The following is a 24,550-nucleotide window of genomic DNA, read 5'->3' as shown; positions in this document are numbered from 1 at the left end:
TGCTGAAATTACTCCCAAGAAGTAGGCCGCAGAGGTGCGTGTCCCTGGCAACAGGGGCACGCATCCCCTGCCGCAAGGGATTTTCGTGAAAGAATTTGAGGCAGGCGAAGCGGGCGGGACGTTTTTTGCGGCTGCAGATTGCCTGCGGGTCAGAGAAGCCGCGGGGCGGGCGTTTTCATGCGCTTGAGAATCATCGGATCGGCGGCCGGCGGTGGCTTTCCGCAATGGAACTGCAATTATCGTCTGAGCCGTGCGGCTCGCATCGGGGTAGCTGGCGTGCACTCACGAACCCAATCGAGTATCGCCGCGTCGGCGGATGGACTCGGCTGGGTTCTGTTCAACGCGTCGCCCGACATTCGCCAGCAGATCGCGGCAACGCCAGAATTGCAACCCGCGCACGATGCGCCGCTGCGCTCGACACCTATTCGCGCGGTGGTGCTGACCAATGCCGATGTCGACCATGTCGCCGGCCTGCTCAGCCTGCGTGAGCGGCAGCCTTTCGCGATCTATGCAACGACCCAGGTTCTGGCGACGCTGGAGGCGAATTCTATTTTCAATGTCCTCGATCCTGCGCTCGTGCCGCGACGCATCTTGCCGCCGGCGCAGGAACTGGCGATCGGCGATGCCGACGGCAATGATACCGGCGTGGCTGTCGAGAGTTTTCCCGTGCCGGGGAAGGTAGCGCTCTATCTTGAGGAAAGAGACCAGCCGGATCGCAATTTCAGCTCCGAGACCGGCGACACGATCGGCGTCCGTATCGCCGGTGCCGGCAGTCGCGGCTCCGTCTTCTACATCCCCGGCTGTGCACGCATCGATACGACTCTGCGCACGCGTCTAGCCGATGCCGCATGCCTTCTGTTCGACGGCACGGTCTTCACCGACGACGAGATGATTGCTGCCGGCGTCGGCCAAAAGACTGGTGCGCGCATGGGGCATCTGGCAATGTCGGGAGACGCGGGGTCGATCGCAGGCTTGGCCGATGTGAGGATCGGCCGCCGTGTCTTCGTCCATATCAACAACACCAATCCTGTTCTGGACGAGAATTCTGCCGAGCATGCAGCAGTCAAAGCGGCTGGCTGGGAAGTGGGTCGCGACGGGATGGAGATGGAACTTTGAGTGATTTCCACGGCGCAGCCAGCAACGGCCTGTCCTCCAGAGAGCTCGAAGGCGTGCTGCGGCAGGTCGGTGCCGAGCGCTATCACAACCGCCATCCTTTCCATCACAGGATGACCAGCGGTGCGCTGTCGAGGACCGAGATGCAGGCCTGGGCGCTGAACCGCTATTGCTATCAGGCTGTCATTCCGCGCAAGGACGCCATGATCCTCGCGCATGCCGAGGATCCGGCGTTTCGCGCCGCCTGGCGCAAACGCATCGAGGATCATGACGGCGAGGACGGCTGGAGCGGCGGTATCGCGCGCTGGCTGCACCTGGCGACCTCGCTCGGTCTCGACGCCGACGCGGTGAAGAGCGAGAGGCTGGCCCTGCCGGCGACGCGTTTTGCAGTTGGCGCTTACCTCTCCTTTTGCATGAACCGGACCCTGCTGGAGGCGGTCGCGTCCTCGCTGACCGAGATGTTCTCGCCGCTCATCATCGGCGAGCGGGTATCCGCGATGCTGGCCAGGTACGATTATATCACCGAGGACACGCTGGCCTATTTCAGCCGACGGCCCGACCAGGCCTCGCGCGACGCCGATTTCGCCCTCGCCTATGTGCTAGAACATGCCGACACGGCGGAACGCCAGCAGCAGGCGATCGATGCACTGGTGTTCAAATGCGATATACTCTGGGCCATGCTCGACGCGCTTCAACACGCCTATGGCGAGCCGGGCAATGTCCCGCCCGGCGCCTTCCGTCCGGACACAGCCCAATGATGGCACTGCGCGAAAGAGCCATTGTGTCGGCGCAGTCGGTTCCATCGCTGCCGAAGCACGTGCGCATACAGTATGACCCCGTGCGCCAGGCGTTCGCCGTGCTTTCGCCCGAAAAGGTGTTCTGGCCAAACGACATCAGCCTCGACATATTGCGCCGCTGCGATGGGCGGTCCACGGTCGGCCACATCATTGCCGGCCTTGCCGCAGATTATGATGCCGAACAGGAGGCTGTGGCGGCCGATGTCATCGCCTTCCTGCAGGAATGGTCGGACAAGCTGCTGGTGAAGCTATGAGCGAGCCCCCTCTCCCCCCGATCGGCATGCTGGCGGAACTGACGCATCGCTGCCCGCTGCAATGCCCTTATTGCTCCAATCCGCTTGAATTGCTGAAGGCCAATCGCGAACTGGACACGCAGAGCTGGCTCGACCTGTTTTCGCAGGCGGCCGATCTCGGCGTTCTCCAGGTGCATCTGTCCGGCGGTGAACCGACGCTGCGTCGCGATCTCGAGCAATTGATCGCCGGGCTTTCGGTGCGCGGCGTCTACACCAACCTGATCACCGCCGGCGTCGGCATTGCGGACGGCCGCATCGAGGCATTTGCCGAAGCCGGGCTCGACCATCTGCAACTGAGCTTTCAAGGCGCACGACCGGCGACCACCGAGCGCATCGGCAATCACAGGGGCAGCCACGAAAAGAAGCTGGAAACGGCACGCCGCGCCCGCGCGGCCGGCTTGCCGCTTACCATCAACGCGCCAATCCATCGCCACAATATCGAGGAGGTACCGGAATTCATCGATCTGGCCCTTTCGCTGGGTGCGGAGCGTCTCGAGATCGCCAACGTGCAGTACGCCGGCTGGGCGCTGACCAATCGCGATCAACTGATGCCCGAGCGTGCTGCCGTCGACCGGCAGGCGGAGATCGTCGCGGCGGCGCGCGAACGGCTCACTGGCATCATGAACATCGATTTCGTCACGCCGGATTATTTCGCCATCTATCCCAAGCCGTGCATGGGCGGCTGGGCGCGCGACGCCTTCATGGTGACGCCGGACGGCACGGTACTGCCATGCCATGCGGCCCAGACCATCCCGTCGCTCAGCTTCGAGCGTTTTGGACCCCGCAGCCTGGCCGCGATCTGGACCGATTCGCCGGCCTTTAACGCCTTTCGAGGCACGGACTGGATGCAGGAGCCCTGCCGCAACTGTGAGCGGCGCGAGATCGACTGGGGCGGCTGCCGCTGCCAGGCTATGGCAATCGCCGGCGATGCCGCCGCGACGGACCCGGCTTGCGCGAAATCGCCGATCCATGCGCGCATGGCAATGCTGATCGACGAAGCCCAACGCGCTGCGACGGTTCCTTCGAAAGACGAACCATTTGTCTACCGGCGTATCGGCGTCGTCACCGAGCCCGCCTGACTGCCGACCCATTCCTACGGCCTTAGCCTCGTGAAAGGCGTTCGGCATGCCACGTCATATGATCATGCATGAATGTCGAAATGAAAAAATAGGAGTGATCGTATTCGTCTTGCATCCGCAATTTCAACGGAATGCCTGCCTTGGAGCAGGCGTCTTCGAGCAGCCAGGGCCTGAGACCCTCCTGGAGGAAACCGTCTGACGTTCCCTGATCGATCAGGAATTCCGGGAAACGGTGTCCATCCTCGATGAGCGAAGTGGCATCGTAGGGCCGCCACGAGGCCTCATCCCGACCGAGATATTTTTCGAAAGCCGGCTTCGACCAGCCGGCTGTGCTTGGCTGCACGATCGGTGCAAATGCCGAGCAACTCCTGAAACGCGCGGGATTTTTCAGTGCGATCGTCAGCGCGCCATGCCCGCCCATCGAATGGCCGAAGATCGACTGGCGCGCCATATCGGCGGGAAATTCGCGCCCGATCACGGTTGGCAGTTCCTCGACGATATAGGAATACATGCGATAGTTCCTGGCATACGGCCCTTGCGTCGCGTCGAGGTAGAAACCGGCGCCGCTGCCGAACTGCCAATTATCCTTTTCATCCGGAATGTCGGCACCACGCGGGCTGGTGTCGGGACAGACAACGATCAAGCCAAGTTCGGCGGCAATACGTCTGTATTCGCCTTTTTCCATTACATTCGCATGGGTGCAGCTGAGTCCGGACAGGTACCACACCACGGGGCAACGCCTTTCCCGTGCCTGCGGAGGCACGAAAATGGCAAACGTCATTTCGCACGAGCAGCTCGTCGAGAGATGAGAGTAAACATGCTGCGCGCCGTCATGCGACTTGGCAGTCGAGACGAGTTTCAGGTGCTCTGGCATATATTCTTCTCCGCCAATTTTTTGGCCGCCGACCATAGGCTCTACGACATCGGAGGCGACCACGGCAACCTTGGTGGACCGGCTGGCGCGCAGGGCCTCTTGATCGGAGTCGGGGATGGTCTGCCTTCGCCGACCGTTTTTAGCAGCAAGGCAGCGAAACGCCGTTCGCTAGGGCAGAGTTGCCCAACGCGCTCAGTGCGCACGGCATCAGCGATGCTTCCGGGACGCCGAGCGCTGCGCAAATGCACTTGCCACGGCTTTCGGCGGCGACAGCAGCTTCGACGCGGCTATATGGCGGACGAACACGCACGCTTCATCGCGTCGAGTCGCAGCAAGCGCCAGGGCACCGACCAAGAAATCTTGCGGGCGATCGTTATCTTATAACCGCAAGGCCCTACGCATGACACCAATGTTCCGGTTTTAGTCACGCTTGTGAGCCGACGGCTGTTCCCGACTGTCGAAAGCCACTGACAGGCCCAGGGCAGTTGCTGCCTCGACAATCGCCTCGGTTAGCTCTTCGTCGGATGCGACCAGAAAAGGGGCCGCTTGCCGCGCTGCGTTTAATGTTGCTGTGATCGAGATGGTGTCACCACGATCCTCCCTATTGAGGACTGCGGCGATTGCTTGCTCTACTACCGGAGTGACCCTTTGCACCTTACTCATCCAACCCTCCCCAAGACCCAGGGTGATAGTAACCTATCCACGGTTCTATTCAAATCCATGTATGAAGCGTACAGAATTGATCGGCTGGACCGGCACAGTCCGGATTTTCTGAGCGGGGATAGAACAACTGGATCGCGCGAGTGGGTTATCGATTTGAAGTGGCTGGCAGCATGTCAGATGGGGACATCAAGAATGGGAACCCACCAGTTCAGTGCTGAGTGAGCTCCCAATGATCCATGTAGAATGTCGGCTGCACGAAGGCAACAACGCGATCGAGTAGATGGTCGGGGGCACTCGGCGCCGAACTTGGCAAGGGCACGAATCCCCAAACTGCGCTGCAACTCAGGCCGCCATTGTCAACATCTCGATGCCGTGGTGCTGCATTGCCGCGCCGATCCGGGCGAAGTCCGGCTGCGCCCGCGGCTCGGCCGTGCCGATGTCGCGGAAGAAGGCGACCATGGAAGATTCGATGAGCACGAGCATCCGCACCGGGTGGCCGCTGTCGTTCGAGTAGTTGTGCGGCGCTCTCGGGCCGAGACATACCGAGGTGCCCGGGCCCGCGATCGTCACCTCGGGCTGGCCGCCCGCGGCAAAGTGGCGGACGGTGAGCTCACCGTCGATCACATAGAACAGTTCGGGCGACGCGTGGCTGTGCGGCGGGGTGCCGGATCCCGGCGGGACTTCCACCTCGATCAGTTCGAGGGTCGAGCCCGCAAGACCGCCCAGGAAGCGGATGCGATCAGCGACGACCCAGAGGGTCTGGCCGTCATTGGGGGTGGTGACGTCAATCTTCATTGCTTATCTCTTTCGTTTGCGATGCCATGCCCGCAGGAGAGTGACCCGAGGTGACCGCGGACAGGATCACCTCAAGTGCCCAGGATGCGGTCTCGCCGGCTTGGGTGCCGGTAAGACCGCCGTAGTCCTTCAGCACCTCCCAGGCAGAGGCCGAAAAAAGCAAATGGGCCAGAGCCTCGACCTTCCCAGCCTCAGTGGCTGTAAGCGAAGCGATGGCGGGAGCGAGTGCGCGAGCGAAATTGGCGCGCCGCTGCCCCACGGTACTCATCCGCATCTCGCGGCCGGTCCGGGAATGCAGGGAGGCGCGGATCGCCGCCTCGTGCGTGTCGAACCGTGAGAAGACTTGTCGCGGGCCACAAACGATCTCCTTCAAGTTCGCAGGCGTCGCTGAAACGCCTATGCGGGCGTTCAGCCACGGCCAGAAAGCTGCCAGCAGTTCATCCTTTGTCGGGAAGTGCCGAAACACGGTCCGCCGCTGCACTCCGGCCTTTTGCGCGATAGCTTCCGTGCTGATCTCGTCGGCAGCGCTCGCCGTACCCATCAATTCAAACAGCGCGGCAAGGATCGCCTCGCGCGTTTCTAGCGCTTTTTCTTCGCGCAGGGGGCTGTTGTAGGCACGGACATCAGACATGCGGCTCGTCCCAAATTTGGAGACACTCCCTGTGCCACTAAATTCAGCTGCTGTCAATTGGTGTCACTATAGGTGTCGCGAATTATCTACAACAATGCGGTCGAAGGCGCGGGCACACCCACGACGCGATGCCGCTCAGGATCAGATCACGTCAAGAGCGACAGGAGGGGACTCCAAGGCAGAAAGCGACGCTAGGCAATTCGACAACAAGATGCGAGACGGTCTGGAATTCGGAAAAGCCGCTGGAGGTGCCGACAAGTACCACGGCGGCATCCGGGATAATCACACCTTCTGAGACCAGTTTTCGCAGCCCAGTCGAAGCCGCCGCACTCGACAGTTCGAAATAAAACCCGCAGCCCGCCAGGGATTTTAGCAAGAAAATCTTCAGCGTGCTCCCAAGCGACACCTGTCGTGGCGTGAGGCCGTCGCCAATGTAGGGCGCGAGCTGCCGAATTTTACTCCTTCTCCTACGACATCCGGGTGCTGAGTTATACGTGGCGACAAAGCCTGTATGCGGCGGTCAAGGCACCCCGGGATTCGCAATTGTTTGCCGCTGTCTCGCCTTTGTCTTGAGCGGCTTGTCTGCTCCTCAAATGCGGGCCCTTTGCATCGCTGCCCACCTGGCCCGGCGGTCAACATGAGCGAACGCATCAACGGGCCGGACAGAAGACTGCACCAGACCCAATCGTGACAATGTCAAACAGCCCCGTAATGGCCGGAGCCATCGACAAAAGACATTGCAGGCGACCACGCTGGGCATCGCAATTGGCCATTCTCCGAGCTTCGGAAGTCCCAGAAGGGTCGTTCGCCAAAAGCGAGTTCCCTCCAGTCAATTTGATTGATCCGCCGCTCACCGAAACGAGGCTGCAGGTCAGGCGAGGCCATTTCCACGCCCTGCGTTGGAGCTTTCCACGCTGACGCACACGCCTGCTTCCATACCGCTGGCCGATGACCGCTTCGAAGAGGTCTTCGAGGCAGGAACATGTCGAATAATCAAATATCATCAGCGGCAGGCAGGAAGGTTCGAGACAGCGCAATACGGCTGCGCGGCCTGTTGGCTGCTGCCGGCGCCACGATCGCCATGGCTTTCGGATTTGGCAGCCTGGCGCTCACATCCGTTTTCATCAGGCCGCTCGAGGCGGAATTTGGCTGGTCGCGAGCCGACATCAGCCTTGCCTACACGCTATCGAGCATCGGTATGGCCTTGGGCGGGCTGTTCTGGGGCCGGCTTGCGGACCGTTTGAATATCAGAACCCTGCTATTGATCGGCTCGGCCGGCATGGTGATCGCGCTCGCCGCGCTTTCCTTCGCCACTTCGCTCTGGCAGATCTATGCGGCCAACTTCGCTTTAGGCGGGCTAGGCTTTGCCTGTCTCTATGCGCCGGTCCTTGCCGTGACCGGGCTCTGGTTCGACCGCCGCCGCGGCCTGGCGGTTGGGATCGTCACGGCAGGCGGAGCCCTGGGCCAGGGCATACTGCCCTACGCCGCAAATGCATTGATCGACGGCGTCGGCTGGCGCCTCGCATACGCGATCATGGCTGTGGCGACGACGGCTGCGCTGGCGATCTTCATGCCGGCGGTTCAGGCGCCTCCGATAAATCGGATCCTTGCCGCACCGGCGCATTTTTCAGCGAAGCCAGGCTTCCAAGGCGGCCATCTTTCCCCGGTGACGCTGCTATCTGCCGCAGCCTTCCTCTGCTGCGCCTGCATGGGCGTCCCGCTGATGCATCTCACGAGCTTCGTCACGGCCGTGTGCGGATCTTCGGATGTCGGATCGCTCAGCCTGCTGATCGCCATGCTGTTCGGCGCCATCGGGCGGATCGCATTCGGGCTTCTTGCCGACCGGGCAGGCAACATTTCTGCCTATGCCCTGGCGTCGTTTATTCAGACTGCATGCGTTGCGATTTTTCCCGCGCTGGACCAGCAGCTGAGCCTGCTGGCGCTGTCGGCGGTTTTTGGCTTCGGCTTTGCCGGAAACATGACGTGTCTGATCCTTTGCGTGCGCCAATTTGCACCAGCCGAACGCTTTGGCCATTCACTCGGCACCGTCATGCTGATTGCCTGGGTAGGCATGGGGGTGGCCGGTTATTTTGGCGGCTTTGTCTATGACACTTTCGGCAGCTATGGGCCCGCTTTCCTGGTGGCATTTGTCGCAGGTGCGGCCAATCTCGTGGTTCTGGGCGTACTGGCGGCATCATACGGCGCGAGAGCGCAGGTTCCATGCGGCCGCCTTCCGGACCCAGCGATGAGCCGCTGATTCAAACGTCGAAGTCCATCAATTCCACGTTGGTTCGAACGTTGCAAACCACGGCCTCCTGCCAACCTCAGAAATCGATAAAAACGGGCGGAGCACCGTCCTCACCAAGCAGGGATCAGCTGAGATGAGCAGTATCCACGACAGCATTCTCGACACCATCGGTGATACGCCGGTCGTTCGCCTTTCCCGTATCAACAACGGCGCCGCTTCGCTCTATGCCAAGCTCGAGGCGTTCAATCCTGGCGGCTCGGTCAAGGACCGTCTTGCCGCCGCCATCATCGAAGAAGCCGAGAGTTCCGGTGCACTTCGGCCTGGCCAGACGGTGATCGAGGCAACCAGCGGCAACACGGGCATAGGACTTGCCATGGTTTGCGCCAGGAAAGGCTACCCTCTCGTCATCGTCATGCCGGAAAACGCCAGCCTCGAACGCCGCAAGCTGATGCGCTTTTTCGGTGCCAAGGTCGTATTGACCCCTGCGGTAGAGCGCGGCAGCGGCATGCTCGCCAAGGCGGTCGAGCTGGCCGGAGCGCATGGCTGGTTCCTCTGCCGGCAATTCGAGACGCCCGTCAACGCCGATATTCACGCCCGCACGACAGCGCTCGAAATCCTTGCGGCGTTCCAGGACCGTCCACTCGACTACTGGGTCACCGGCACCGGGACCGGCGGAACGCTTGCCGGTGTGGCGCGAGTGCTCAAGCGCGAGCGGCCCGAAACGCGGATCATAGTGTGCGAGCCCGACAATTCGGCGCTGCTGTCGAGTGGCATTCCCCAAGCTTTCGACGAACACGGACTGCCGACTCGGGCGCATACTCGCTTCCGGCCACACCCGATGCAGGGTTGGAGCCCTGATTTCATTCCGCAGATCGTCGGCAACGCGATGGCTGACGATCTTGTGGACGAGATCTTACCCGTTTCAGGCGCCAGCGCTCTGGAAGCCGCGCGCCGGCTTGCGACGGAAGAAGGAATACTGGCGGGCATCTCCGGCGGGGCAACCTTGAGCGGGGCACTGGAAATTGCTCGACGCGTCGGCCCGGACCGAAACGTGCTCTGTATGTTGCCTGATACGGGTGAGCGGTACCTCAGCACAATCCTGTTCGATCACATTGGCGAGGAAATGTCGCCCGCCGAAGAGGCGCTCTCTCATTCCACACCCGGCTACCGCTTCGACCGGCCGCCGTCCTTCGCCCTTTCATCGGCACCTGTAAACGAAATCCAAATCGATCAGTCGGCGCATGCGATGGTCGATAAGGCGATCCATGATCCGGAGCATCCGGTGGTCATGTTCGCTCTGACATGGTGCGAATTCTGCTGGACGGTAAGAAAGCTTTTCGACCGTGCCGGAATCGCCTACAGGTCCATCGAAATCGATACTCCGGAACTCCAGAAAAACGGCCTGGACGGGGAAATCCGGAAAGCCCTGAGGGCCCGGGTCGATTCGCCTACAATTCCGCAGGTCTTTGTCGGCGGCGAGCATATCGGTGGCTGCATGGATACGCTTGCGGCATGGCGGGACGGCACGCTCGCCGCCCGGCTGGAGTTCGTCGGCGCAAACTACACCCCCGGCGCATGCGCAAATCCCGAGAGCCTGCTGCCCCGATGGGTGCGCGCGGCAGCGTGATATCCGCCTCCGGGGCTTTTCGGAGTGCCGTCGCCACCGTCAAGCGAGCGGAACGGGCGTGATCCCGTTCCGGCTCGGCTTTCACCTGTACCTGTTCCATGTCGGCCTTCCCACCAAGAGAAGAGCAAATCAGCGCAGGCGGAAACCTCGCGCTCCGGAAACGAACGCTTTCGGCAGCGGCACGGACTTGATACAATCCACCGCTAAATTAGCAGCGCACTAGGATCAACAAAGTGTCGCTCGAAATTCGCGTTCTCGGAGATCTGACCGTCCTTCGCCATGGCGAGGTCGTTTCTTTGCCGCCTTCGAAAAAGACGCGGGCGCTGCTGGCCTATCTTGCGCTCGTAGAGCGCCCGCAGCGGCGCGAGCGCCTTTGCGAAATGTTTTGGGAGGTACCGGACGATCCTCGCGGCGCCCTGCGCTGGAGTCTCTCCAAGATCCGACAGGTCGTCGACCTCGGGGACGGCGAGGTCCTGCAAGCCGACCGCAACGCAGTTCGCCTGAACACCAGCGAAATCGTAATGGACATCGCGCCGCTCCGCGGCCTTGGCACCCGCGACATAGAGGCTCTCGAAGGGGAAAAGCTGGAGGCACTCGCCGGAGCGTTCCGCGGACGTTTCCTGGATGACCTCTCACTGCCGCGCTGTCCGGAATTCGAGGCCTGGCGCAATGCGACCGCCGACGAACTGCACGTGACGCAGCTGCGCATCCTTCGGGTACTCGTCGACCGGCTGGCGCATGAGCCGGCCCGGGCGCTACCGTACGCGCATGTCCTGCACGGGTTGGAGCCCGAAGACGAGGCTCTTCGAGCGGACATCCGCCGGCTGAGCGAGGCAGCGCGGCAATCCGCCATGGTCCAGAGCCGCGCTTCGACAACCGACACCGAGGCCGCTACCACCGGTGAGAGCGTCACGCCTCAGGTTTGGCCGGCGGCAAAGATACAGCTCCGCCCTGTGCCGGAGCGGGTCCTTGCGCAAGAGATCCGCCGGTGCACGACGCCTGATGGCGCGCGCCTCGCCTATTCCCTGAGTGGTCAAGGTCCCCCTTTGGTAAGGGCCGCCCACTGGATGTCCCATCTCGAGCTTGAATGGGACAGTCCGGTGTGGAAGCATTGGATCGAGGGTCTCTCCGCGCATTACCAGCTGATACGCTACGACCAGCGCGGCAACGGCCTGTCGGACCGGCATCCCGCCGACCTATCCTTCGAGGCCATGGTCGCCGACCTGGAGAGCATCATCGATGCGGCCGGTCTGCGCCGCGTTTCCCTGCTTGGCATTTCCCAGGGATGCGCCGTTTCGATCGCCTATGCCGTCCGGCATCCCGAGCGCGTGGCCGGGATGGTGCTGTATGGCGGATTTGCGAAAGGCTGGCGCAAACGGGGCAATCAGCGCGAAATAGCGCGACGCGAGGCAATGGGAGCGCTGATACAGGAAGGCTGGGGCCAAGACGACCCGGTGTTTCGGCAGATGTTCACTTCCCTCTTCATTCCGCAAGCAACGCCGGAACAGAGGAATTGGTACAACGAGCTGCAACGCAATACCGTCTCGCCCGAGATTGCCCATCGCATCTTCGAGGAAGGCGCCGTCATCGACGTGGACGAGCTGTTACCTCGGGTCCGCGTTCCGACCCTGGTGATGCATGCCACGGGGGACGCGGTCATTCCGTTCGATCATGGCCAGGCGATGGCTGGCAAAATCCCCGGCGCCCGTTTCGTTGCGCTCGACAGCGTCAACCACGTGCTGCTTGGCCATGAACCGGCATTTGCGACTTTCGTGGACGAAACGCGTCGTTTCCTTGCCGACCCTGAACAGACGCAGCAATTGGCCGGCCCTCCGGCGTCCTTGGGAATCAACCGCTCTCGGCAGTACATAACGGTACTGGCCGCGGAAGTGATCAGTCCCGTGCATCTCCTCGAAACGGCGGATCCGGAAGTGGCAATCCGCGAATTCCAGCCCGTCGAGGATCGGGTGATAGAAGTCGTGGAAAGTCACGGCGGGGTCGTCACGTCGGCTGCTGACGGGACAATCACCGCAGCATTCGGCCTCGCTCGCGCCACCGAGGATCACGCTTATCTTGCGTGCCGCGCCGCGCTTGCGGCCAAGCTGGCGGTAGAGGAGCTTTCCCAGGGCGGGATCCAGTTGAGGGCCGCAATAGACACCGGCGAGGTGATCGTACGGCAGCAATGGACGACCGAAGCCAGCAAGGTTGAACTGGCTGGAGCGGCGCCGCGTGCGGCCAACCGGCTGATGCGTGCCTTGCACCGTGCGACGATCGCCGCGACAGGCCGGGCGCGCGCAGCCGCCGGGGGCTATGTGCAGATGCACCGCTTGGCCCATTCGGAGCATCCGCAACTTGGCCGCGACGAACGCATTTACGAGCTGTTGGGCGAAAATCACGCTCTGTCGCGCTGGCACCTGAGGGCCAACCGCGGCCTCACCGGACTGGTCGCGCGCGAGCTCGAGCTCAAAATCCTTCTTGCAACCTGGCGCAGAGTCAGGGAGGGCCACGGCCAGGTCGTCGGGATCGTCGCCGACCCCGGCATGGGCAAGTCGAGGCTTGCCCATGAATTTCTCTCCCTCGATGAGGTGGCCGGTTTTACTGTGCTTGAATGCGGCGGTCTGGAATTTGATTCGTCAGTTGCTCTCGGGGCTGTAAAGAAGCTGCTGCTCTCGGCCTGCGGCATTCGCGGCGAAGACGGCTTGGCGGAAGCCGAGCGCCTGTTTGCCTTCAAACAGGCGGAGTTGAACCTGGATCCACGTCACACGGCGCCGCTCTCCTTCCTCGCGGACCTGCCGGTCAACGATTCTTCCTGGCGGCATCTCGATGCGCGGGAGCGGACCTCACGTGTATCCGAAGCGATGAGCGCTTTTCTCGTTGCGTTGAGCCGTGCCGCACCCGTCGCCGTGCTTATCGAGGATTTGCACTGGATCGATGCCGAGAGCGAGGCCGTTATGAATAGGCTGGTCGAGGTCATGGGGGCCAACCGTATCATGCTGCTCGCCACCTACAGGCCACAGTACCGGCACGAATGGAACCGCCGCGGCTATTTCCAGCAGATAAGGCTGGAGCGGTTCGCGCGGGATGAAATGGAGCAGTTCCTCACAGAATTGCTGGGATCCGATCCCGGCCTGGGGGAACTGCGGCAATCGCTTACCGAGCGGGCCGAGGGTACGCCGCTATTTTTGGAAGAAATGGTACGCGGACTGATTGCGGACGGTGCCCTTGCCGGCCAGTCCGGCCGCTACGAGCTCAAGAGGCCGGTGGAGTCCATCACCATCCCGTCGACGGTTCAATCGCTCATCGCCGCACGCATTCAGCAGCTGGGTGACTCGGAAAGGCAGGCACTCCAACTGGCTTCGGTTATCGGCAAGAATGTCCCGTATCCGCTGCTGAGGGCATTATCGCCGCTGCCGGAGACGGAGCTGGAGGTATGCCTGGCCAAACTGCAGAGTCTGGAATTCCTGTTCGAGGTCCAGAGCTATCCTCATGTGGAGTATACGTTCAAGCACGCGTTGACGCTGAAGGTGACCTACGAATCGCTCCTGGCGGACGATCGAAAAAGGCTGCATCGGGCTGCATTGGTTGCGATGGACAGACTCTATGCCGGATCTCTGAACCACCACATCGAGGAACTGGCCGAACATGCGCTTCGTGCCGAGGCATGGGAACCGGCCGCTGACTATCTGCTGCAAGCGGCGGGTCGGGCCGAGGAACGCTCGGCCTATTCGGCCGCGGTTCAGTTCCTCGAAAGCGCCCGCAAAGCGGTCGCCGGGTTGCCCCGAAATCCGAAAACACTCGCCCAGGCGATCAACCTGCGGGTGCGGATGCGGCCCGCCTACGGCGCCCTCGGGGCCTACCGGAAAGCGCTGCCGCAGTTGCTGGAAGCGCGCGAACTGGCCATGGAACTGGGCGATCCGCAACTCATCTCCGACGTGTTGCTCCACTTGAGCTATCTCAACAGCTCCCATGGCCGCTACGAGGAGGCGCTGGAACCGGCCGATACACTCAAGCGCGGCGCCACGGCAAACGGCGTGCAGCGCTGCATAAGCGAGTCGGATCTGGCCGCTTCACAGGCGCTTCTGATCCGCAGCGAGGCGCGGCAGGTGCTGGAGCGGCTTGTTCCGCATGAGGAGAGATTCACCAAAGCTTGGCGTCTTGAGCGTTTCGGACAGCTCGGTGCTCGCGCGGTTTGGTACCTGGGGCACCGCGCGCAGGCGGAAGCGCGCCTTGGCCGGTTTGACGATGCGGAGCGTTCGCTTGCCGAACTGCAGAAGGTCGCTGCCGAAGTGGCGCGCCCGATCGACAGCTGCGCGGCCGCCTATTTCGCCGGTGTGGTGGGCGTCCTGCGCGGGCCCGAGCCGGCGCTTATAGAGACGCTGCAGTTGTGGTCCTCCGAAGCCGCGACCAGCGGATCTGTCCTACTCCGGCCATGGCTGTTGACGGTGCTCGGGCATGCGGAATTCCTGCTCGGCCGCAGCCACGACGCGGGCGCCACCTTGGAAATGGCGGTGACCGAGTCTGAGCGGCTCGATCTTGCCCAGTTCGAATGTCATGCGCGCGCAGTGCTCGCATGCGTGCGTGCGCGCCTGCATGAGCCGGAAGCCGCGGCCAATCTCGGTCATGCGCTCGAGCTTGCACGGGGGCGCGGCGATCCATGGAGCGAGATCATCGTACTGCGCGGCCTTGCCGAGCTGAAACCTTCCAGATCGGCCATTAGCTTGCTCGAACAGGCCTGCAATCTTGCCAGGCGGGTTGAATTGCGGCCGGAGCTTGCCCGCTCCTTGCTAGCTCTCGGGTTTGCGAAGCGGCGCGGCAAGATCGCTGGCGCGGAAGCCGCTCTCGCGGAAGCCGACAGGCTTTATACAGAAATGCAGATGCGGGAGGATTTCTCCGACACGGAGGACCCGGCCGCAGGTATCGTGCGCGATCGCATAGAAGCTACAGTGTGATCCCTCCGCATCCACGGATCTGCTTCGAAGGGTTTGTGCTGCGTGTAGGACAGGCAAGTTGCGTTCATGCAGCTCGCGATCCCGCGGTGTCATGGTACAAAATCTGCCGGACCAAACGATCCGCCACCAGATCTGCGTGGGTCAGCGGCCCCATGTGTCCGGCGCCAGGAACAATCGTCCCGATCGCGGCCGGAACGCGGGAAACCAGTTCGCGAGCGATGAGCCGCGTCGGAACCGGTGCAAATTCGCCGCGTAATACCAGGACCGGAAAGCCAAATCGGGCATATTCGCTTGCCGGCATCGACTCATGGATCAATGCGTGGAAGTCGAGGCTGGCCTTCGGCAGAAACCGCACGAGTGCGGCCTGAAGGTCCGGCTTCATCGCTTTGAAGGTGCCGGCTCCGCTCCAGTAATCGATGAAACGAGCTGTCGCGGAGAGATAGCTACCGTCGATCAAGCCGTCGTGGATCGCGCCTGCGATCGCCGAGATGTCGCCGAGCGCCTCGTGACCCTCAGAGTCCAGCTCGTGCAGCAGGTGAAAGGCCGACGGCTCATAAAGGGAGAGGCTGGCCAGCCGGTCTGGACGCGTCGCTGCTATATGCAGGGCCAACCCACCACCATAGGAATGGCCTACAAGATGCACCGGCCCGTCATGGTGGTCGATCATCTCCAGGATCGCGACGGCTTCGTCGGCCAGATGGAAAGCGCCGGCACCGATCCAGGTGCCGCCGCCCGGCGCACCAATCAGGTCGGGTGCGATGAACCGGTAGCTGTCATCGAGCCGCTCCGCCAGCTTGCGCCATTGACGTGCGCTGCCACCGGAGCAGTGCAGGGCGATGACAAGCGGTGCGTAGCACGCCTTATGCGAGACGTGGAACGTCGATGAGGCAGTCATTCCTTCCCTCCCGTGTCATAAACGAGAGCGGCGGCTGGCATCACGCCCGGCAAACGAGGTGATCCAGTTGATCTCGAAGCGGGTGATGCCGACGTCGCGCAGGAGGTAATCCGGCAGCTCATGAAGCTGTCGACGGTCCCGCTGGATGCGAATGAAACGCCAGACTGCGGCCAGCATTGTTCCGCCGGCCCAGCGCAAACCTCGCGTTGTGGTGAGGGACAGGGATGGGTTTACCATTGCACTCATTTTGATTTTCTCCAGGTTGCGGGCGCTGACTACGGCGCCAGTGGAGTCCTTGTCGTGGTCGGGCGTGAGCGTCAGCGTTTATGGCAACGTCGATTTTTGCCGCGCCAGCGTTGTATTCGGCGCTTACGCCGCGGCTCGGCGGGAGGCATCGAGAAACATTGCCATGTGAGCCGCCAAAGCCTCGGCATCGCGTCCGACACCGTCGAGGAAGCTGGAGCTTCGCTGGCGCATGAAATTGAGGCCTAGCACGTAAAGTCCCGGATGCGAGCAGACGCCGCCATCGTTCAGGATTTCGCCCCGGGCGTCGAACACATCCAGCTTCAGCCATGGGTATTCCCGGCGATAGCCGGTGGCCCATATGATGGTCTCGATACCCTGGTCGATGAGGTCGATTTCGGTCGGTTCGGCGCTAAGGATCAGGCTCGGAATGGAACCGGGATCGATTGAGTAGCGGCCCTCGCCAGCGGCGCGGTCTATATTGGCCAGCACGCGCCTCAGCGTGCGTTCCGCCGCCGCGGTCGTGTCGGCGAGATCGCCATCGAACCGAATGCGCGTATCGCAAGCGGCCATGGCTCGACCGACAACACGAACGCCTTGCTCCTGAAGACCGGCGAGATCGAGCGACCTGCGCTCGGGTGTCCCTATGAGCTGCAGAGACGGCTGCCGCCGTGCCGCGGCGAGATCCGAAACTTCGGCCACGGGCTTGGCAAGCGTTCCGAGCCGATCGAGCCACCACAGGATGTCATGCCCGCGGTAAAGCCTCGGCAGGCGTGTATGACTGCCCACCGACAAGGTTACGGGGCGACCGGAGCGATGGATCTCCTCCGCAAGTTGTATGCCGGTAGCCGAGGCTCCGGCCACGAGAACGCCGCCCCGAGCCAGCTGCCGAGGATTGCGATAGTCCCGCGGCACGATCTGCGTGGTACGGGAGGAGATGTGCCTTGCGATTGATGGAATTCGGGGCCGGTCGCTGTATCCGGTCGCGACCACGACCGCACGCACGCTCCATTGACCGCGATCGGTCAGCAGCCGGAAGCCTCCGTCGATCCTTTCGACCGAAAGCACCTCCACACCGTCCTCTACCGGCGCGGTGATCGAGAACGCGTAATCCTCCAGGAACCCGACGGTCTCGCTCATTGTCATGAAGCCGTCGGGATCGGCCCCGCGATAGCCGCCGCCGGGCAGGCGCGTCATCCAGTTGGGCGTCAGCAGGCGGAGGGAATCCCACCGTTCGCTGCGCCAGCGCTCCGCGATGCGGCCGCGCTCCAGAATGACGTGGTAGATCCCGCGCTCGGACAGGCACCGGCTCATGGCGAGACCCGCCTGTCCGGCGCCGATAATGGCTACGTCTGTACGCTGCATGGGATTCGCGCCTCGTAAGCAGGGGCAACAGATCGCCGGCGCCATCCTTTCCAGGACGAGGCCGGCGATATTGCTCTTGCGGACCGAACTCAGCCTTTCACGGCAACCGAGACCGCCACGCCGTTGGTCAGCACGTCGAACACGGCGGAACGCGCGCGCGACTGCATCACGATTTCCTCGAGCTTCTCAATGGGAGCATCGCCCTTGATCTTGAAGGAGATACGGATTCCTTGGTAGCCGTTGCGTACCTCGTTCGAGATGCCGAGGATGCCGCGAAGGTCGATGTCGCCTTCGACGGTCGATTCCACCTCATGCAGCGTCACCCCGCGCACTGCCGCGATGTTCGCGATGCCGGCCGTGAGGCATGAAGCAAGCGCGTGGAGAAGATATTCGACCGGCGTCGGGCCGTTGTCTGTGCCGCATAGGACCGCTGGATGGTCGCTGTCAGCCTGGTAGGCCATCTTGTGAGACTGCTCGGTGCCGGCGCCGAAGAAGTTGGCCATGGTGCTGCTGCTGTGCGTGCCGGCAATCCAGCGGCTCTTGGCACGGAACCGGAACTTGGCAAGCTCGGGCTGCCCCGCGACGGCGTTGATGGTGGCCAGAAGGGTGGGCGTATCGACGCCGTTCCTTGGCTCCCGCGGCGCCTTCTTAGCGGCAGACTTTTCCATGACCATTGTATCGTCCTGCATGTCATTCACTCCTGGGTTCTGATGTTGCGACCGGGATCGCCCGGACGGCTAACCCTCGGCCGGCAGCGTTTGACGTGCAGTGGGAACGACAGTGGGAAATCGAGAGGTTTTTTGCGCCAGCCGGTGTCAACAGCGTCAGATCTGCAATCGGCGAAACGACGGGCCTTCAAACGTTTGCTTCCCGCGACGATTACTCTGGTCAGGCAAGTATGTATCGGCCCGCACCTGCGGGCCGCTATCAGCGTATCAGCGGCTGTGAGCGCAGCTAACACTGCGGTTGTTGTCCGCCATCATGCCGCTGGGGTTTGAGCGCCAGTGCCAGACGTGGAGCTCATAGTACGGGTCCACCGGGTGAACACCGACCTTGGACTTGAGCTTCAGCTCCTGACCCAGGAAACTCGGTGCCTCCGACCCCTGCCACTGTGCCTTGAACACGATGTACTCGAGCGCTACCAGATGCATCGATCCGTCGGCCTGTGGCTCGTACATAATGACATCCGGCTGATCCAGAAGCAGCTTTCCGTCCATGGCGTAGCTCTTATTGATGTAGTGCTGGCCCATAGCGCCGTCGGCGCCCGCGTCGGTGCAGTCGAAGAGCGGCTGGTAGCCCGCTGCAGTGGCATCGGCGAGGTCATAGTAGGCTTCTGCCGCGGCACGCGACTGGGCAATGGCGGCAGGATCGACCTGTGATTGGCCCAGTTCGTGAGCCTTCACAGGCTGACAAACCGCACCAGCCGCCAGGCTGGCGACCAGCATGGCCGTCTGTAGGAAACGCATTATTTTTTCTCCATCTGAGGGTTGAGGGGCACCCGCGGAGCTATGGCCCCGCGGGGCTAACGGGTCAGGCCGCCGCGGCTTCTTCAGCCGGATCAGCCCGCACGATCACGGTGGTGACAACAGGATAGAATTCCTCCCCGGGCATCCCCACGCGACGGGCATGTTCGCGGATGGCCGCACCGTCCTGTGCCTGGTAGATGCAGAAGGTGCCGATGCGACCGTCGGGCTCATGCACAACGTAGCTGCGGATCCAGCGGACCTTGTCCGACATCTCTTCGTTTCCAATCCGCGCGGATTTGGCGCCGGCGATTTCCAGTTCGGCGAGCGACGCCCAGGCGCTCGGCCGACGAATGACGTAGAGTTGCATTTTTATTTCTCCGGTTTGCGGGCGCCAATTCCGACGCCACGGCTGCGATGGCCATGCGGGTTGCATGACTGGGCCAGAAATAGCTCCGGTTGCCGCAAACCGTCCTTACCGTCGACTTATCGTTGGCTTATCTTTGAGCGATCAGGCAAAGCTGACAGGCGAAGGCATCAAGTGCCGATTGATGCGATTACCGGGTGATCGCTGTCGCCGCGCTCCTTGCGCTGAGCCGGGGTCGGTGCTGGAGCCAGACTTGCAGCCATGCTCCTAAGTCGAGGCGATCCGATCCGCGCGGCGGTGCGCTCGGCAGCTGCCAGTTCCGAAGTGCCGCCGCTAACATCCCCCATCTCGAAGGAGCGACGGGCCAGATCGATCCGGACACGCGCCGCGTGATAATCAACACCGGCACTTGTCCATAGCTGGCGGGCGAGGAGGCGAAGCTGCGTCGCCTGGGGATCATCGGCGGGGAGGAGAGCGGCGCGCGTTTCGGCGATCATCGCGCGCACCGCAGGCTGAGGCCAGCGCTCCGGCGAGGCCTCGATTTCCGACAGGAAGCCGGCGGCCGTTTCCGGCCGGCCGCCCAGGGCGGCTACACGGGCGGCGTTGACCAAGAGTAGGCCCCGACGCTGCAGGTGAAACCAGGAGAGCCCCTGTAACGCCCGGTTAAGCGCGGCGAGCGCCGCGTCCACGTCGCCCGCTTCGAAGAGCAGAACAGCATTACCCGGTTCCGCATCCCACCCAATCGAATACGCCATCGCATAGTCGGACTTCGCCTGACAGAGATCGCCAATCATTGCGTGGATGTCCCCTCGGACCCGGTAGCCCTCGCCCAGAGACCAAGCCTCTTCGTCCGCCAGCTTCGGAATCGCGGCCTCGATGTTGGCCAGGGCCTCGGCGAGCGTTGCCTGCGCTCCAACTATTTCCGCGCGATGCAATCCGCAGGCGCCTGGGCTTTCGGCGAAACTGGCTTCGCACCAGCTCTCGAAACCCTCACTCCACTGCCTTGCACGCGGCCAGTCGGCAAAAGTGCGGCAGCTCCAAAGGATATTGCAGTAGACGAGGCTACCGGTGATCGGGTCGACCTGACTGGACAGTGCGATGGCGGCGGCGTGGTTCTGCTGCTCGCTTCCCTCGTTCACCCGGCCAAGAGAGAGATTATAAAATCCCTTGTAGACCAACGTCAGCGCCCGAAGTCCCTGATCGTTGGTCTGCTCGGCCAGCTCGAATGCCTTCGATGCGAGCTCAAGTGCTTCCTTAGGTCGACCGCCGAACGTGGCGAGGCGTGACTTCATCCACAACATATAGGCCATCATGCCGCTGTCGCTCGAGTCGGTCAGCAGGTGGCCGCCGCGTTCCAGCCAACCGATTGCGGCGTCCGCCGCCCCGCGTTCGAGATGGATTTTTGCCAATGTGATGGCCGCCCGTGCGGCTCGCACCGACTGACCTATTCGCATATGAGCCGCGACCGCGCGAGAAAGTATTGGGATTGCCGCGACTGGACGGCCATGACACTCGACTGCCAAGGCCCAGAGATCAAGATCGCCAGGGTCCACGTCCCGCTTCCGGGAGATGAGATCGAACCGCTCGGCCGCGCCCGCCCAGTCCCGCCGCAGGACGAGGTCTCGTGCGGCAGAAATCTCCAGGTCGTCGGTCGCCCCGATCGGCGCAATTTGGCCGAGACCGGGATCATCGACCCCAAAGCGATAGCCGTGCCTGACAAAGCTGCGGATGCAGGTCGCCAAACCCCCGGCGGCAAGTGCGCGACGGGCCAAGCTCACGGCGCGCTGCAGGGAGGCTTCGGTGACGGTCAGGTCCGGCCAAAGAGCATCCATGAGCTCGTCTTTCGGCACCACCCGACCCGCATTCCTCACCAAGTAAGCCAAAAGGTCAAAGACGCGCGGCTGGATCTTCTGTGCCGCTCCCCGCAGCCTCAGCGAGCGTGCCTCCTCATCGAGTTCGAATGGTCCGAAGTTTTGCAGCATTGCGGCTCGGGAAGAAAACGAAACGACCACCGATGATAAGCGAAAGATTAGCAGATGGTAAGGACCGGCCTGATCCTAAAGCCGTATCGCGGACCGCTCCCGTCTACAGCCCCGGGAAAGCTCCCAACCTAGAGCGAACCCGCGCCCTCTATACAGGGACGGGCCTTCGCTTGATGCAATCCTCGCTCAGCTGGACGCGGATCGACTGTGATCCCTGGAGAGTTTACCGCGCATCGACCTTATCAGCGACGAGGCCTTGAAGACATCCGCGATTGAAAGGGAATACCTCAACCGCGAGAGTCTGCGATCATTCTTACGCCAGTAACTTGGCCCGAGAAGCGAAACCAGGCACATTCCGCCGGCCGAGCGCGGCATCGCCGTAATGGTGGCCGATGTTTACTTGCATCTTGCCGATGCACTCTCGCATCCCACCCCTCTACGCCTGGTACAAGATGGTGATGTCGGGTGAGCGGCGTATCGGGAGCAGAAATCGGTGATTTGTTCGTCTATGTGACGTACATTGTTTGCGAAACGTAGACCACGATAGGAGTGATCCCAATGCCGCGCAAACAGCCCCAGATCGAACGAGAGACGCCCAACCGCGTCGAACGCCTCGGATTCCGGCTGGATGAAGAGACTAAGGATCTTATTGAGCGGGCAGCGCATCTGTCACGACGCAAAGTCAGCGACTTCTGCGTTACTGCGCTCACTGATACCGCGCGCCGGACGATCGCCGAGCATGAGACGTTGGTGCTGTCTGATCGCGACCGCGCGGCATTCTTCGACGCGCTGGTCAATCCGCCAGAGCCGAGTGAGCGGCTGGTCCGCGCCTTGGCCGAGCACAAGCGCCGGGTCGCTCCCTGAGCATGGCGGCGTCTCGGCCAGATTTGAAGATCGAGGCGCTCGCGTCGCATCACAACCGGGACGGCTTTGCCTGCGGCGTCGACGGCCTCCACCGTTATCTCCGGACACAGGCAAGCCAAGATGTGCGGCGCAAGGCGAATGGGGTCTTCATTCTAGTGGAGCCCGACAACCCGAATGTCGTGATGGGCTATTATACGCTTTGCGCAACCGGCGTTGCACAGGGCGACGTGCCGGCCGCCGCGCGCAAGCACATCCCGCGTTATCCGCTGGTCAGCGCCACGTTGGTCGGCCGGCTGGCGGTCTCGGAAGCCCGGCAGGGCGAACACATGGGTGCGATGCTTCTCGCCGACGCCGTGCGGCGCGCGTATGCGAGCGCGGCCACAATCGGTTCCTCGATGCTGGTGGTGGATGCCATCAGCGAGCGCGCCGCTGCCTTCTATGAGGGAAACGGCTTCGTGCGGCTGCCGGACTCCCTCCGGCTGGTCCTACCGATGCACGCAATCGAGCAACTGGTGGAGCCATGATCGAAGCAGCACCTACATCGCCTAACGCGGAGCCTCCGCCGTCGGACCGCGACGGGTTCGGCCACCCTGCCCTATGCCCAGCCCTCTGAAGCACATCGCATACCCAGTAAGAGACCCTCTTTCATCGTGCTTCGGCACCCTGTCAGGTGCTCTGTCGCTCGGGCGACCAAAGCCGGGCGACAATGTCTCAAACATCGCGTAACCGCATCTCCTGTTGCGCCGCTTCGCAAAACAGAACCGAACAACGGGAGAATTTTGTGTGCACCGAGCGTGCACGTCGCCCCTCTAAACACTGGCGTCCTATCCTGTTGCCAGCCCATCACTGGATGCCTCAGAGCACCCTGATGCAAACGCTAATTCGGCAGCGGCATGGTTGGTCTTCAAAGCCCCTTGGCCGGGAAGTTGGTACGAACAGTCGGACTCAAGCAACACCCGTTTCCGAACTGGATTTTGAAGCCGTGAATGAGCGGCTATGATGAGCGTGCCGAATGGAAGTAAGATCGCGGAGACCTCGAACAATCGGCATTAGAGGAGATTAAGTCGATGACGAACGTTCGCGCCCTTGTCCTTGAACGCCAGCACGAACTCACGCTGCGTGAGATCGATCTGCCACAGACCGTAGGCCCGGGCGAAGTTCGCATCAAGATCCATACGGTGGGCATCTGCGGCTCCGACGTGCATTACTACACGCATGGCCGCATCGGCCCGTTCGTGGTCGAAGCGCCGATGGTCTTGGGCCACGAAGCCGCCGGCACCGTCGTCGAAACGGGCGAAGGCGTCGAGCATCTGAAGGTCGGCGACCGCGTCTGCATGGAGCCGGGTATCCCCGATCCCAATTCGCGGGCGAGCCGGCTCGGCCTCTACAACATCGACCCGGCGGTCAGGTTCTGGGCAACGCCGCCTAACCACGGCGTGCTGACACCCTATGTCGTCCACACCGCCAACTACACTTTCAAACTGCCCGACAATGTCAGCTTCGCCGAAGGCGCCATGGTGGAGCCCTTCGCTGTCGGAATGCAGGCGGCTGCCAAGGCAAAGATCGCGCCGGGCGACACGGCGGTGGTGATTGGCGCAGGGCCGATCGGCACGATGGTGGCGATCGCGGCACTCGCCGGCGGCTGCGCCCGCGCCATTGTTGCAGATCTCGCCCAACCCAAGCTCGACATCGCCGGCGGCTATCAAGGCGTGATCCCGGTCAACATCCGCGACAAGAACCTGGCGGCGGAGGTAAAACGCCTGACCGATGGCTGGGGCGCCGACGTCGTGTTTGAATGCTCGGGCTCGTCCAAGGCATGGGAGACCCTGCTCGATCTGCCGCGGCCCGGTGGGGCGGTGGCGGTGGTCGGCCTGCCGGTGGCGCCTATCGCATTCGATGTCGCCACCGCCTCGACCAAGGAAGTCCGCATCGAGACGGTGTTCCGATATGCCCACCAATATGAGCGGGCAATCGCGCTGATGGGGTCGGGCCGGGTCGACCTAAAGCCACTCATTTCGGCGACCTTCCCCTTCGAAGATTCCATCACCGCCTTCGACCGCGCGGTCGAAGCCAGGCCGGCGGACGTAAAGCTTCAGATCCGATTGCCAGACTAAGGAAAGTCCCAAAAGCCCCCGCGCTGTCCTTCCGATCGTAGCGTTCCTTGGGCTGCCAAAGTTAGCGGCGGCCCTAAGTGTTTTGATGCTGGTGCGCCGCATTTACCGGCGGCGTTTCCTTCAAAACAACTCCATACCCGGCGATGACGGCGTCCTCTGGGACCAAAAGCAAATCCCTTGAGCCTGAC

24 protein-coding genes are annotated in these 24,550 nt (G+C 62.3%); 12 read left to right on the top strand and 12 right to left on the bottom strand.

Features of this window, described 5'->3' with window-relative positions; genetic code table 11:
• Positions 1-177: 177 nt before the first annotated feature.
• From pqqB to pqqE, 4 genes are read left to right on the top strand one after another with little or no spacing between them, the layout of a single operon-like run.
• Entirely contained in the window at positions 178-1,116 is a 939-nt protein-coding gene (gene pqqB, locus AC0L2P_RS18150; protein WP_473502676.1) for a pyrroloquinoline quinone biosynthesis protein PqqB, read from the top strand.
• The gene (gene pqqC / locus AC0L2P_RS18145; protein WP_473502675.1) at positions 1,113-1,871 is read left to right on the top strand and encodes a pyrroloquinoline-quinone synthase PqqC; all 759 of its coding nucleotides are present in this window, start codon (positions 1,113-1,115) and stop codon (positions 1,869-1,871) included. Before pqqB ends, pqqC begins: the two co-directional genes overlap by 4 nt.
• Positions 1,868-2,164 carry a pyrroloquinoline quinone biosynthesis peptide chaperone PqqD gene (gene pqqD, locus AC0L2P_RS18140; protein WP_473502674.1) on the top strand — a complete coding sequence of 99 codons (297 nt, stop codon included), beginning with the start codon at positions 1,868-1,870 and terminating at the stop codon, positions 2,162-2,164. The genes pqqC and pqqD overlap by 4 nt, the downstream gene beginning before the upstream one ends.
• The gene (pqqE, locus tag AC0L2P_RS18135; RefSeq protein WP_473502673.1) at positions 2,161-3,282 is read left to right on the top strand and encodes a pyrroloquinoline quinone biosynthesis protein PqqE; all 1,122 of its coding nucleotides are present in this window, start codon (positions 2,161-2,163) and stop codon (positions 3,280-3,282) included. Before pqqD ends, pqqE begins: the two co-directional genes overlap by 4 nt.
• Before the next feature lie 22 nt (positions 3,283-3,304).
• On the opposite strand, the gene fghA is transcribed toward pqqE, so the two are convergent.
• On the bottom strand, positions 3,305-4,156 hold the full coding sequence (fghA, locus tag AC0L2P_RS18130) for an S-formylglutathione hydrolase (RefSeq protein WP_473502672.1): 852 nt from the start codon (positions 4,154-4,156) through the stop codon (positions 3,305-3,307).
• Between fghA and AC0L2P_RS18125 the strand changes: the two genes are divergently transcribed.
• The gene (locus AC0L2P_RS18125; protein ID WP_473502712.1) at positions 4,100-4,540 is read left to right on the top strand and encodes a hypothetical protein; all 441 of its coding nucleotides are present in this window, start codon (positions 4,100-4,102) and stop codon (positions 4,538-4,540) included. The genes fghA and AC0L2P_RS18125 overlap by 57 nt on opposite strands.
• A 36-nt stretch (positions 4,541-4,576) precedes the next feature.
• Here the strand turns inward: AC0L2P_RS18125 and AC0L2P_RS18120 are convergent, their stop codons facing one another.
• The 3 genes from AC0L2P_RS18120 to AC0L2P_RS18110 form a co-directional block, all read right to left on the bottom strand.
• On the bottom strand, positions 4,577-4,819 hold the full coding sequence (locus AC0L2P_RS18120) for a hypothetical protein (RefSeq protein WP_473502671.1): 243 nt from the start codon (positions 4,817-4,819) through the stop codon (positions 4,577-4,579).
• A gap of 342 nt (positions 4,820-5,161) precedes the next feature.
• A complete protein-coding gene (locus tag AC0L2P_RS18115) occupies positions 5,162-5,614 on the bottom strand; it encodes a cupin domain-containing protein (RefSeq protein ID WP_473502670.1) in 453 nt (150 codons plus the stop codon).
• Positions 5,604-6,245: a TetR/AcrR family transcriptional regulator gene (locus AC0L2P_RS18110; protein ID WP_473502669.1), complete on the bottom strand. Its 642-nt coding sequence runs from the start codon at positions 6,243-6,245 to the stop codon at positions 5,604-5,606. Before AC0L2P_RS18110 ends, AC0L2P_RS18115 begins: the two co-directional genes overlap by 11 nt.
• Positions 6,246-7,227: 982 nt before the next feature.
• Here AC0L2P_RS18110 and AC0L2P_RS18105 point away from each other — a divergent pair.
• Together AC0L2P_RS18105 and cysK are read left to right on the top strand one after the other, a co-directional pair.
• Positions 7,228-8,502, top strand: coding sequence for an MFS transporter (locus AC0L2P_RS18105; protein ID WP_473502668.1), 1,275 nt, complete (start codon positions 7,228-7,230; stop codon positions 8,500-8,502).
• A 124-nt stretch (positions 8,503-8,626) separates the two neighbouring features.
• Positions 8,627-10,120 (top strand): cysteine synthase A, encoded by a 1,494-nt coding sequence (gene cysK / locus AC0L2P_RS18100; protein ID WP_473502667.1) that lies wholly within the window; start codon positions 8,627-8,629, stop codon positions 10,118-10,120.
• 203 nt (positions 10,121-10,323) lie between these two features.
• Here the strand turns inward: cysK and AC0L2P_RS18095 are convergent, their stop codons facing one another.
• Positions 10,324-10,599, bottom strand: a complete 276-nt coding sequence (locus tag AC0L2P_RS18095; protein WP_473502711.1) for a hypothetical protein — start codon at positions 10,597-10,599, stop codon at positions 10,324-10,326.
• Here AC0L2P_RS18095 and AC0L2P_RS18090 point away from each other — a divergent pair.
• Positions 10,501-15,069, top strand: a complete 4,569-nt coding sequence (locus AC0L2P_RS18090) for an alpha/beta fold hydrolase (RefSeq protein ID WP_473502708.1) — start codon at positions 10,501-10,503, stop codon at positions 15,067-15,069. The two genes, AC0L2P_RS18095 and AC0L2P_RS18090, sit on opposite strands and share 99 nt — an antisense overlap.
• A gap of 64 nt (positions 15,070-15,133) precedes the next feature.
• On the opposite strand, the gene AC0L2P_RS18085 is transcribed toward AC0L2P_RS18090, so the two are convergent.
• The 7 genes from AC0L2P_RS18085 to AC0L2P_RS18055 all read right to left on the bottom strand — a co-directional run bounded on the left by AC0L2P_RS18085 (position 15,134) and on the right by AC0L2P_RS18055 (position 21,384).
• Positions 15,134-15,964, bottom strand: a complete 831-nt coding sequence (locus AC0L2P_RS18085; RefSeq protein WP_473502666.1) for an alpha/beta fold hydrolase — start codon at positions 15,962-15,964, stop codon at positions 15,134-15,136.
• Between the two features lie 15 nt (positions 15,965-15,979).
• The gene (locus AC0L2P_RS18080) at positions 15,980-16,141 is read right to left on the bottom strand and encodes a YjiS-like domain-containing protein (protein ID WP_473502665.1); all 162 of its coding nucleotides are present in this window, start codon (positions 16,139-16,141) and stop codon (positions 15,980-15,982) included.
• A 192-nt stretch (positions 16,142-16,333) separates the two neighbouring features.
• Positions 16,334-17,617, bottom strand: coding sequence for an NAD(P)-binding domain-containing protein (locus AC0L2P_RS18075; protein ID WP_473502664.1), 1,284 nt, complete (start codon positions 17,615-17,617; stop codon positions 16,334-16,336).
• Positions 17,618-17,661: 44 nt separating this feature from the next.
• Entirely contained in the window at positions 17,662-18,246 is a 585-nt protein-coding gene (locus AC0L2P_RS18070) for an OsmC family protein (protein ID WP_473502663.1), read from the bottom strand.
• A gap of 261 nt (positions 18,247-18,507) precedes the next feature.
• The gene (locus AC0L2P_RS18065) at positions 18,508-19,038 is read right to left on the bottom strand and encodes a hypothetical protein (protein ID WP_473502662.1); all 531 of its coding nucleotides are present in this window, start codon (positions 19,036-19,038) and stop codon (positions 18,508-18,510) included.
• 64 nt (positions 19,039-19,102) lie between these two features.
• The gene (locus tag AC0L2P_RS18060; protein ID WP_473502661.1) at positions 19,103-19,405 is read right to left on the bottom strand and encodes a nickel-binding protein; all 303 of its coding nucleotides are present in this window, start codon (positions 19,403-19,405) and stop codon (positions 19,103-19,105) included.
• Between the two features lie 167 nt (positions 19,406-19,572).
• On the bottom strand, positions 19,573-21,384 hold the full coding sequence (locus tag AC0L2P_RS18055; RefSeq protein ID WP_473502660.1) for a winged helix-turn-helix domain-containing protein: 1,812 nt from the start codon (positions 21,382-21,384) through the stop codon (positions 19,573-19,575).
• Positions 21,385-21,640: 256 nt separating this feature from the next.
• On the opposite strand from AC0L2P_RS18055, the gene AC0L2P_RS18050 reads away from it, so the two are divergent.
• From AC0L2P_RS18050 to AC0L2P_RS18035, 4 genes are all read left to right on the top strand, one after another.
• The gene (locus AC0L2P_RS18050; protein WP_473502707.1) at positions 21,641-21,709 is read left to right on the top strand and encodes a hypothetical protein; all 69 of its coding nucleotides are present in this window, start codon (positions 21,641-21,643) and stop codon (positions 21,707-21,709) included.
• A gap of 233 nt (positions 21,710-21,942) precedes the next feature.
• Positions 21,943-22,248, top strand: a complete 306-nt coding sequence (locus AC0L2P_RS18045) for a type II toxin-antitoxin system TacA family antitoxin (protein WP_473502659.1) — start codon at positions 21,943-21,945, stop codon at positions 22,246-22,248.
• A gap of 23 nt (positions 22,249-22,271) precedes the next feature.
• Positions 22,272-22,772 (top strand): GNAT family N-acetyltransferase, encoded by a 501-nt coding sequence (locus tag AC0L2P_RS18040; protein WP_473502658.1) that lies wholly within the window; start codon positions 22,272-22,274, stop codon positions 22,770-22,772.
• Between the two features lie 543 nt (positions 22,773-23,315).
• Positions 23,316-24,362: an NAD(P)-dependent alcohol dehydrogenase gene (locus AC0L2P_RS18035; protein WP_473502657.1), complete on the top strand. Its 1,047-nt coding sequence runs from the start codon at positions 23,316-23,318 to the stop codon at positions 24,360-24,362.
• The last annotated feature ends 188 nt before the right edge of the window (positions 24,363-24,550 follow it).

It is taken from the genome of Mesorhizobium sp. WSM4836 (assembly GCF_055811815.1).
This window is presented reverse-complemented; position numbering and strand designations above follow the sequence as displayed.